The organism is Paenibacillus sp. LHD-38, assembly GCF_031157315.1.
In the GTDB taxonomy this organism is placed as follows: Bacteria; Bacillota; Bacilli; order Paenibacillales; family Paenibacillaceae; genus Pristimantibacillus.
This window is the reverse complement of sequence record NZ_JAVIFU010000014.1, coordinates 161,281-171,940: the sequence shown is the minus strand read 5'-3', so window position 1 is coordinate 171,940 and position 10,660 is coordinate 161,281. Positions and strand designations below refer to the sequence as shown.

General features: G+C 48.1%; 11 protein-coding genes and 1 pseudogene. 1 reads left to right on the top strand and 11 read right to left on the bottom strand.

Going from position 1 to position 10,660, the window contains the following annotated elements; all coding sequences use genetic code 11:
• The 10 genes from RCO25_RS14460 to RCO25_RS14415 all read right to left on the bottom strand — a co-directional run.
• Positions 1-231, bottom strand: a 231-nt coding sequence (locus tag RCO25_RS14460) for a DUF4372 domain-containing protein (RefSeq protein ID WP_308996851.1), incomplete at its 3' end; no start/stop codon positions are given.
• A gap of 247 nt (positions 232-478) precedes the next feature.
• Entirely contained in the window at positions 479-1,351 is an 873-nt protein-coding gene (locus RCO25_RS14455; protein WP_308996850.1) for a glycerophosphodiester phosphodiesterase, read from the bottom strand.
• Between the two features lie 39 nt (positions 1,352-1,390).
• The gene (locus RCO25_RS14450) at positions 1,391-2,131 is read right to left on the bottom strand and encodes a glycerophosphodiester phosphodiesterase (protein WP_308996849.1); all 741 of its coding nucleotides are present in this window, start codon (positions 2,129-2,131) and stop codon (positions 1,391-1,393) included.
• A gap of 23 nt (positions 2,132-2,154) precedes the next feature.
• The gene (locus RCO25_RS14445; protein WP_308996856.1) at positions 2,155-2,985 is read right to left on the bottom strand and encodes a carbohydrate ABC transporter permease; all 831 of its coding nucleotides are present in this window, start codon (positions 2,983-2,985) and stop codon (positions 2,155-2,157) included.
• A 105-nt stretch (positions 2,986-3,090) separates the two neighbouring features.
• Positions 3,091-3,963: a carbohydrate ABC transporter permease gene (locus RCO25_RS14440; RefSeq protein ID WP_308996848.1), complete on the bottom strand. Its 873-nt coding sequence runs from the start codon at positions 3,961-3,963 to the stop codon at positions 3,091-3,093.
• Complete coding sequence (locus RCO25_RS14435) at positions 3,960-5,030, bottom strand: ABC transporter ATP-binding protein (RefSeq protein ID WP_308996847.1); 1,071 nt, start codon at positions 5,028-5,030, stop codon at positions 3,960-3,962. The genes RCO25_RS14440 and RCO25_RS14435 overlap by 4 nt, the downstream gene beginning before the upstream one ends.
• Positions 4,984-5,895, bottom strand: a complete 912-nt coding sequence (locus RCO25_RS14430; protein WP_308996846.1) for an HAD family hydrolase — start codon at positions 5,893-5,895, stop codon at positions 4,984-4,986. Before RCO25_RS14430 ends, RCO25_RS14435 begins: the two co-directional genes overlap by 47 nt.
• Before the next feature lie 94 nt (positions 5,896-5,989).
• Positions 5,990-7,318: an ABC transporter substrate-binding protein gene (locus RCO25_RS14425; protein ID WP_308996845.1), complete on the bottom strand. Its 1,329-nt coding sequence runs from the start codon at positions 7,316-7,318 to the stop codon at positions 5,990-5,992.
• Between the two features lie 252 nt (positions 7,319-7,570).
• Positions 7,571-8,200: a glycerol-3-phosphate responsive antiterminator gene (locus RCO25_RS14420; protein WP_308996844.1), complete on the bottom strand. Its 630-nt coding sequence runs from the start codon at positions 8,198-8,200 to the stop codon at positions 7,571-7,573.
• Positions 8,201-8,216: 16 nt separating this feature from the next.
• Positions 8,217-9,065 (bottom strand): metallophosphoesterase family protein, encoded by an 849-nt coding sequence (locus RCO25_RS14415; protein ID WP_308996843.1) that lies wholly within the window; start codon positions 9,063-9,065, stop codon positions 8,217-8,219.
• A 241-nt stretch (positions 9,066-9,306) separates the two neighbouring features.
• Between RCO25_RS14415 and RCO25_RS14410 the strand changes: the two genes are divergently transcribed.
• Positions 9,307-9,954 carry a formylglycine-generating enzyme family protein gene (locus RCO25_RS14410; protein WP_308996842.1) on the top strand — a complete coding sequence of 216 codons (648 nt, stop codon included), beginning with the start codon at positions 9,307-9,309 and terminating at the stop codon, positions 9,952-9,954.
• Between the two features lie 87 nt (positions 9,955-10,041).
• Here RCO25_RS14410 and RCO25_RS14405 read toward each other — a convergent pair.
• Positions 10,042-10,413, bottom strand: a pseudogene (locus RCO25_RS14405) (NAD(P)-dependent alcohol dehydrogenase); the annotation flags it as partial.
• Between the last annotated feature and the right edge of the window lie 247 nt (positions 10,414-10,660).

Sequence of the window (10,660 nt, the reverse complement as noted above, 5' to 3'; positions counted from 1 at the left end):
GATGCCTATCGCTTGCTGAAATTCCTCGTCGGCCTGAATCTCTCTCATAATCGATCGTAGCCCCTTGCGTTTCTGGAGCTGGGCTTCCACGAACAGGAGCAAAAACACCATCGTGCTCATTTTTTTCGTGTAGCGGTCGAGTGTGCTGAAATTCTGCCAATCTTGAATAATGTTTGAATTTATTGGCGCAACCCATTTACCAAATGACGAAAGTAGTGTATCCTTGTCCATGCGTGATCTCCTAATTAGGGATTTGGACAGGGACTACCTGTACCTCTAATTTTAGGAGATTTTTTTCTGCCATGTACGCCGTAAAATTTACATTTTTAGCACAATTTAGCACAAAATAAATCACTTGAAACCTATGTTAGGTTTAATGCAACGCTACTGATTTTAAATAATAGAGCAGCAAATAACCCATAACATGCAGTGGCTAACCAGAGTTTATCCGCTGCATGCTAGGGGTTTCATTGTTGTATTATCCCGGAAAATCTGTAATAATTCCGTCCACGCCCAGCTTCTTCATCCGCTCCATATCCCGTTCGTTTCGTACGGTCCATGCCATCACCTTGCGGCTGCGTTTATGGATTTCACGTACGAGCTCCCCATCAAGCAGATCATGGCTGTAGTTAATGTATGACGCGTATGAAGCGAGTTCATCCAACGTATCGCCAGACAATGGATGTTGATCCTTGTGAACCAGTACAGCAACGGGAATTTCGGGCAGCAGAGAATGGATTCGACGAAGCGATACGCGGTCGAAGGATTGCATAATGATAGCTGAGCTGTTTTTACTTTCCACCATACGCTGTAAACGATCCGTATCCCTTAATCCGGCAACTTTTAGCCGAGGTCCGTACCGTCGTACGACATCCGCCGCTTTTTCTTCAATGCCAGGATAGAGCGTCGGATTTTTAATCTCAATCAACATACCAATTTTCCCAGCGAATCGGCTCATCACTTCTTGAAACGATAATATGGTTTCATCCGCATAATTCGCATGGGAATAGCTCCCTGCATCCATGCCTTGCAGCTCGCTGAGCGTATAGTGGTTTACATTGCCTATGAAAGCCGTCGTTCTATCCACCGTAACATCGTGGATGACGACAAGCTCTCCGTCCTTGCTCATCTGTACATCGAATTCAATGAAATCGGCGCCTAGCCGCTCGGCCAGCTCGAAAGCGGCCATCGTATTCTCGGGAGCGTAACCGGAAGCCCCGCGATGCGCGATGATGAGCGTCCCCTCTGCTGATTGGAAACCAGCGGCAGACATCGTCAACGCCGCACTGCATAGCATGAACAATACCAATCCGATCTTACGCCAAACCACAGATGCTCTTCGACTGGCCATTGCTCCGCCTCCTTTTACCTTAACCATGAACCAGCCGACTTAGGAAGTGACGCGATCTCCTCTGACAATTCGAAGCACGCGGTCCGGATGATTGGTCGTAATGCGCATATCAGGGTACTGTTCGATGATTCGGGTAAGAATGTCCGGGTCGTCGACCGTCCACACGCCTAGATCGATGCCATTCTGAATCATCTCTTCCACGAAAAGGGGCGTTATGAATGCATAATGTATGGACACGCTCGCAGCGCCCGTATACCGAAGCTGTTCGATCAGAAGCGTTGGCTTGCCTAAGAAAATAAGTCCCGTCCGGATCGTAGGATCGATCTCGTTCGCCCGCTTCATGGAATCATGATCGAAGGAAGAGAGAAAAACCTCCTCCTGCATGTTATGGCGCTGAATGATCGCAATCACTTTCTCCTCGATGCCTTCATATTCATCGCCCATCGACTTCAGCTCCACATGAAGCTTGCAGCTCCCTTTTGTAAGCAGAAGCACCTCCTCCAGCGTCGGAATCCGCTCTCCTTCGAACGATGGAGCAAACCAGCTGCCCGCATCCAATTGACGTAGTTCTTCTAAGGTAAACGCTTTGACGGGACCGGTGCCGCTCGTCGTCCGATCCAGCACATGATCATGAATAACGACGGGGATTCCGTCCTTTGACAAATGCACGTCGAGCTCAATGATAGGGATATCAGGGTCCGTCATAGCCAGCTTGAAAGCTGCGATCGTATTCTCGGGCGCTTCTCCCGACCATCCGCGGTGAGCAACAATTGTTATCATATCAACTCAGTCCTTCCGATCTTTTATTTAACGCCGTTATAAACAAATGCCTTAATGATCTGACGCTGGGATAGGAAAAACACGACCAGAATCGGAGCGACCAGTATCATGTTGCCGGCCATCAAAATGTTCCATGTCGTCACGCCCTCTACTTCCCTAATCTTTGCGATCCCTAGAGGCAGCGTTCTCGCCGTTTCGTTCGTTGTCATGACGAGTGGCCAGAAGTAGTCGTTCCAATGGGCAATGAAGCTGAATAAAGCAAAAGTAATGAGCACCGGTTTTACCATCGGCACCATAATTTGCACAATGATTTTCCACTCGGCTGCTTGATCCAGTCTTGCCGCTTCAAGCAATTCATCCGAAATTTGCATGAATGCCTGCCGCAGCAGGAAGATGCCAAACGCGCTCGAAGCAAATGGAAGAATTAAACCGAGATGTGTATTAAGCAGCTTGAAGGCGCTGAGCTCCAAGTAAACAGGAAGAAAAATTAACTGCGCTGGAATCATCAACGTTACCATGACGATGCCAAATAGAAAGCTCGAGCCTTTGAATTTATACCTTGCAAAAGCATAAGAAGCCGGAATAATCGTCAGCATCTGCAAAATGAGTATGCCAACGGCAATAATAACGCTGTTCACGAAATAACTTAGGAAAGGCCCCGTGTTCCAGGCATCGGCGTAATTTTGCCAAACAAGGTTATTCGGGATCCATTCAGGCGGAAAAATCATCGTCTCCGGCAGCGTCTTCAGCGAGGTGGAGAGCATCCAAACAAAAGGCAAGGCGAAGATCAGCACTAACGCCAGCAGCCCTATGACATTAAATACACGCAGCGCGGCCCGTAATGCTTTTGACAAAGTCACTCGTTTACTGCGTATGAAAGTCAACTTGTCTTCGGCAGCAACCAACGCAGGCTTGCTGCCGATTAAACGGTTTACGGCTTTCAAGACCTCCACTCCTCTCTAACGATAATGAACGCGATTCGACAGCAGCTTGAAATAAATCAATGTTAATATCCCAACGATGACCAGCAGAATGACGCCGGCAGCGGAAGCATAGCCAATCTTGAAGAACCGGAAGCCGTATTCATAGATGTAATACACCAGCGTGTTGGTCGAGTTGACCGGGCCTCCTTGCGTCATGATCGCGATGGTCTCGAAAACTTGAAACGATCCGATCATGTTGATGATCACGAGAAAAAAGATCGTCGGCGACAGCATCGGCAGAATCAGCTTCGTGAAGGTCGTCCAAGGTTTTGAACGGTCCAAGGACGCAGCTTCGTAAATATCGGCGGGAATGCTCTGCAAGCCAGCGATAAACACTAGGGCGTTGTATCCGAGCCCTTTCCATACGGCCACCATGACGAGCGAGATCAATGACGTGCTCGGATGGGACAACCAGTCCAGCTTGCCAAAGCCAAAGAGGCCGATCACCCAGTTCAGCAGACCGTATTCGGGATCCATTAACCAGCTCCACAGCAGCGAGATGGACACAAGCGAAATAATATGCGGGCTAAAAATGGCTCCCTGCACGAATCCGTGGAAGAAGCTCTTTCCGTTCAGCCACAGCGCGAGCAGCAAGGCAAAGCCAGTTGTCAGCGTCACGGTCAATACCGTATAGATTGTCGTGTTGGTGAGCACCTGCCGGAAATCCGGCTCCGCAAGCAGATCCTTAAAGTTCTGGAAGCCTACAAACGTCTTGGTCGGGCTGACAAAATTCCAGTCGAATAGACTTAAATAGATCATGTAAAAGATCGGATATATAAAAAATAACGAAAAAATGATAATAGCCGGCGCAACCATTCCGTAAGGACGCAGCTTTCCCCATACGGTCATATCAGATCCCTCCAGCAGCAATCAGGCTTCTCGTGCTGAATGCCGCGAAGCCGTTCCCCACTCGGCCCAAAATAATAGAGATGTTCATACGGAACCGTAACCTTCACATGCTCGGCAGTTTCAATGGGAGCAAGGAACGTTTTGACAAAAAAGATGCCGGCCTGCGCTTGAATCTGGTAAATATGCTCGGCGCCCAGACTCTCGCGGGTTACTATTTCGCCTTCTATGACATAACCCTCGATACCCGCGTTCTCGCCGAGGAGCGCCTGCTCCGGACGGAACCCTACATAATCGATGCTGGCGTTCGTCAGAATATCAAGTCCATGTACATCCGGTCTTTTCATCATGTTCATGGCTGGGGTGCCGATGAACTCCGCGGTAAATCGATTGGCTGGATCATGATAGAGCTTCATCGGGGAGTCGGCCTGCTGAATGACTCCCTTGTTCATCACGACAATCTCATCACCCATCGACATGGCTTCCACTTGATCATGCGTGACATAGACAAAAGTGGTTCCAAGCCGTTTATGAAGCTGGATTAGTTCCGTTCTCATCTGGTTGCGCAGCTTGGCATCCAGATTGGACAGAGGTTCATCGAGAATGAACACCTTCGGTTTTTTCACCATCGCCCGGGCGAGGGCAACCCTCTGACGCTGTCCGCCGGACAAGTGCTGCGGCTTCTTGTTCAGATGCGGCGTTAACCCGACAATTTCCGAAATGTCCTGTATCAGCTTCTCGCGCTCGCTTCTCGCAACACCTCTATTCTTGAGGCCGAATTCAATATTGCCGCGCACGGTCATCGTCGGATACAAGGCATAATTTTGAAAAACCATCGCTACGTCCCGCAGTCCTGGCGGTGTATCGTTTACACATTTGTCGTCAATCCATATTTCTCCGCCAGACTGCTTCTCCAGACCGGCTACCATGCGCAGTGTCGTTGATTTGCCGCAGCCTGACGGTCCAACGAGAACGGTAAATGAGCCGTCTTTGATCGTTAAATTCAAATCCTCAATCACGGTTTCATCTTTGAATGTCTTGCTGATATGCTTCAGCTCGATCTTCGCCATTCGATATTGACCTCCTTGTAATGGATTGCTGAATCGCACGCATGAGCTGCGCCAGTTCATCGAGCGTCGTTAGCCGCAAATCCCAGATTTCCTGATCACTGCTCGTGTAAGGGGATATAAAGCAGGTTCTGCCGCCCTTCCGCTTGACCGGGTGCAGATCATTCCAAGGGTTATCGCCAATCGACAAAATTTCATGCGCCTGATACCCCTGAGCAAGCAGGGATGTGATACAGTCATCCATGCCTAGCGGCTTCTCGGCGCCGCAATGCACTTCTTCGAACAAATGACGGATTTTCATATAATTCAGGAACTCGATCCCGGATTCCTGATACGTATTCGTCATGAGAATTTTTTGATGGGTGGCAGTAAGCTCCTCCATGGCCTCAAACAAATCATTGTGTACCTCGAAATGATAAGGTGCGAGGATCATCTCCCTGCGAACCCGTTTGAAAGCCGATTGCAGTTTCCCTTCGGGAAGCTTGTATTTGTGACTGACAACTGCCGCAATTCCCCATGGATCACCAATTGGAATCAGATCATGAGCTTGGGTGGACAGTGGTCCATACGAGAGTGCGCGTTCATCGATCGCAGCACCTTCCCATGTATAGCCTTGAACGAAGCCATCCTCATTCCGAACGAGCACCAAATCGTCCTGCTTATGATAGAAATGCCCGAATTGAAAGGGATGTTTTCCCGTCAAAATGTCCCTACCCGCGCTGATGGCAGCCTCTGTTTCTCCTTCGTGCTCCGTTCCCGCAAGCAAATAACGGATATAGCGTTCCAAAAATTTGTCTTCCTGATAGAGCGTGCCGTCCATATCAAAAATAATGATTTTTATATCAGACAACCATTTTTCGTTGAACATAGGATGTAACCTCTCAGCTCATATAATGGGCGGAAGAGGGCTTTCAAGCCTGATGCCCTCTCACCGCGAAACAGTTGGCATCGCGAAGCTTTCCTTATTTGCTAAGCAGCTTGTTGGCTTTCTCCGCAGCTTGGTTGAGCGCATCCTGCGGAGTCGTATTTGGATCGATAATAGCCTTTTGAATCGATTCCTTGACTATTTTTGCGATTTCCGGATAGGCGTTCTCCATCGGACGCGGTCTTGCATATTCCAATTGGTCCACGGCTACCTTGAACTGCGGATACTCTTCAAAATGCTTCTTCAGCTCATCGCTCTCCACAGCGGATATACGAGTCGGCAGGTAACCGACATGCTTATGCTGGTAGATCGTATTTTCTTTGGAAGTCATCCATTTGATAAATTCCCAAGCCGCTTCCTTCTCTTCATCGCTGCTCTTCGACGTCATCACGAGCTGACAACCGCCGGTTGGAACGCCGTAGCTGACGTTAGCGGGCATAAACGCCGTTTCCAATTCAAAACCGTTGCCCTTCGCGATTTCGAGGCTTCCCGTTACGCCGGCAGTGGAGCCGAACTTAAAGGCAGATACTTGATTCGACCAATCTTTATCCGCTGTCGCTCCCGCTTCATCGCCTACAGGCATTTTGATAAGCCCTTCACTGGTGAGCTTCTTCCAGAACTCTACCGGCGCCACGCCTTCTGGCGAGTTGAACGCAGCCGATTTGCCGTCCTCGCTCAGCATTTGCCCGCCGCTTTGGGCAACTAGGCCTTCATAGAACCAAATGTCGGCCGCCACCGTCATGCCGACCTTTCCCTTTTCCTTCAACACGCGGGAATACTGTTCAAGCTCATCCCATGTTTTAGGACCAGCCGGATCAAGACCGGCGTCTTTCAGCATCGTGACGTTTTTGTACAAAATCGGGGTGCTGCGCATAAACGGAAGTCCGTACAGCTTGTCGTCCACGTAGGCGTTGCCCATTAGACCGGGATTAAAGTCTTCAAGCTGAAGCTGATCCTTATCCCTCTCCGCATAAGTCGTCAGCTCTTCCAGCATGCCGGAGCGAGCGAATACGCCGGTAGACGCGATTTCGAGGTCCGTTACGGCTGGGGCATCCCCCGCTGCGAATGCCGCCTGCACTTTGGCATGAAGATCATCGTAGTTGCCTTGATGCTCGGCTATCACTTCGATTTTATCCTGGGATTCATTAAACTCTTTGACCATATGCAGCTTTGCCTCTTCAATTTTGTCGCCGAATGCGTACCAATACTTAATGACGATCTTTTCGGACGCTGCGGCATCCGCGGTCTCCGCATTAACTCCGCTGCTAGCGTTGCCGCTGTTCGTTGCCGTACCGTTTGACCCGCATGCCGCGAGTACTACTGCCATGAAAATTGCAAGCGAAAGTGCTGTTAACCTCTTAACCATTGTCCAACTCCACCTTTTCCATTTTTTTAATAGATCGGCTGCAAGCGTAATGGCTGATGCCGGCCTCTCTGGCAAAAGCATCAAAAAAAGAAACCTTAATCCTGCCGAGGACATAAGCGTCCACAGCGGATAAGGTTTCTCCATTGCTCCAACCGATTGCTATTTACTTTTCATAATGAATAATAACCGATGTTTATTAAATCTATGTTATCTAGTTGCAAAGATTATATGAATTCGTCCTCTTGTCATAGACTAAATGATTTGTTTAACCTTCTTCTTGCTTGGAATAGGCTCCGCGCCGCTCCAAAGCTCGGGCTTCGAAGATGAGATCGCGGTTGCCCCGTGCTTTAGGCATTCTTCCGCATGGCTTTGCTCGTACAATAAGCCCCCGGTAATAATAGGGAGAGAGGTAAATGCTTTCACCTTGCCGATCATGTCGGGAATCCGGGCAGGCATGACCTCGATGATGTCCGGCTCGATATGGCATAAACTTTTAGCTATATTTTCCAAGCCCTCCGTATCGACGAGGAAGAAGCGTTGAATGGTTATTAAGCCCAATCTTTTCGCCGTTTTGATCACATTGGTTTTCGTCGAAATAATGCCTGACGGCTTAATCACCTTCGCCAAGTATTCGAGACCGTAGTTGTCCGTGCTAAGTCCGCCTATCTTCTCGAGATGCAGGAAAATCGGCAGCTGATGCTCCTTGAACAAGTCGACGTAGCTTTTCACAGTGCCGATATGCCCTGTCAGTAGAAAAATACCGCTTAATTGGCTGCGACACGCCAGCGCAATTTCGATATGCCTCGGATCTTTAATCGAAGCGATCATTTTATGCGTAGCGAGCCCTTTCAAGAAAGCGTCATGATTGCCTGCGTTCTTCATCTCTATAACCTCGCTTCTATTTTTGCGGCTGCTCCGTCTTCAATAAGGAAACCATAATTTCCCGATCCAAGTCCAATCCTCTGGCGTCAGGATTAGGTTTGAAGTGCTTCATATGCTGATGCAGCATAGAAGCATGTTTTTGAACGTCTTTGTCTGCGATATCGATGGCCGAGATCCGAATCTCCTCTTCCAAAAATTCAAGAATTCGGAATCCATGCTGATCCAGACAGGCAGATAGCTGTACGAATGTCCAGTTATTCTGCGTTACGATGGAATCTACATGCGTGTGACCGTTGAAATAGATGCCAACCCCATTTTTTCGATTCAAAATGCTCCATATATCGATGCACGGATGAATCGAGCCTTTCTCCTTCTCTGATCTTGCCGTAGTGTTATATACGGGATGATGGCCAAATACAAGCAGCGGCTTCGAACCCGAAGCATCAATCAACCTTTCCAGCCATTTCAGCTGTTCATCATCGATCCAGCCGCCCCAGTCTTCGAAATCCATCTCCTTCGCCGTATCCAGGAAGACCAGCATAGCGGTATCGGTGTCAATGGCGTGATAACGCTGCTGGCCCGTAATTTCCAGCACTTCCCTTCTCGTCTGCGTATAGAGATCATGATTGCCCAGCACATGAATAAACGTTCTGTCCTTATGCCTTAATATCTCGTACACCTCCTGAAGCTCCAAAGACGATCCCAAATTCGTAAGATCTCCAAGCGATATATGCAAATCTGCGTTGATATCCAGAAAACGTTCCAGCAAGGTGTGATAGAATGCTGTTCGTGCCTCCAGCAATCCCGGAATCGAATGATCGATTTCGTGATAATGCAAATCTCCCATCAGAACTAATTTCATCATTACTTTCCTCCCGGCTAATACAAATTGGTCACTTCCTCTCTAATGGTATAGGTAAAGTATCGTTTATCTGTTAAATAGGAAAGTAGTTTTTGTAAAGGCTCGCTCAAACAATTACCATATTTATCTGGACTTGTAAAAACATTGAGGGTATATTGGGAGCAAGAAACCGGCACAAGTACCATTGCGGTCAATATATTCTCATGAAAGGCGGGAACCTCCCATCAACGCACCACTTTATCCCATGGTAAAAATTCCAGGAGGAGAAATAGAATTAAGAGACGATAGGACAAAAAGCAAATGGAAGGCCAAAATAAGTCCATTCCTTCTCGCCCCGCATCCAGTGACTAACGATCTATACTTCGCTACTACCAATAAAACACCTGTTTCTATTGACGGAGATCAATCGCCGGTTGTGAATATTTCTTGGAATGATGCCATTTCTTTTTGTAATCTACTTTCACAAAAGGCTGGACTGAAAGCTTGTTATTCCGTAGGTATGGATGGTGAAAGTATCCTTTGCGATTGGGAAGCAGACGGTTATCGCCTTCCTTCAGAAGCCGAATGGCAGTATGCATGTAAAGCAGGAACTACCGGCTATCGGTACGGAGAGATAGACAGGATTGCTTGGTATAATGAAAATTCAGGAGGCAAAATCCATGAGGTAGGGAGAAAGGAGCCGAATGCATGGGGGTTGTATGACATGCTCGGAAATGTGTGGGAGTGGTGCTTTGATCTGTATGATGAAAAAGTATATGGCTCCTACCGCATTTTTCGCGGCGGCAGCTGGGCTGAAGAAGCCAGAGGCTGCGGGGCATCGTGCCGTCGTCGCAGCCACCCTACATTTTGTATCGATGACCTTGGCTTCCGTATTGCCCGCTCTAAAAATTAGATTCTCTTTATTCTGCTTTAATCCCGCCGCCAGAAACACTGCTTTTTTGCTGCCGATCTTAGCAGTCCACGCCATTTGAGCCATAACGGCCAGCGATGGGACCGTTGTAAGATAGACTCCTTTTTGCGTTAACGAACCTTTACACTGTGAAAATGAACGTTTGCCTACCGTATCGAAAATCACGTCATAGCGCTCACCGTTTTGGGTGAAATCCTCTTCGGTATAGTTAATTGTTTTGCTTGCTCCCAGAGTCTTCACCCATTCTGAATTTACGGCACTGCTTACTCCGGTAACTTCTGCCCCATAGAACTTGGCAAGCTGCACCGCATACGCGCCCACTGCACCGGAAGCGCCATTAATGAGTACTTTTTGTCCGCGCTGAACATTCGCTGTATCCCGAAGGAACGTCAACGCGGTTGTCGCCCCATCACAGATAGCGGCGGCTTCCTCATAAGTCATAGCAGCTGATTTTATGGACCCCATAAACTCTTATCCGAACTTCATTGTCCTTAAGTGCAGGTTTTTCTGCCTCTTTGAACTGAAGCACATCAGGTGAACCATATTCCAGGCATAAGATTGCTTTCATTACCATACCTCCGATTGATCCAGCCCATTAATAAAATTAATATCTTTAGGATCAGCATTACGCTTTGTCATTTTAATATAGCCGCAATACAGTATTGACGCGTAGATACTAAAGTATGGT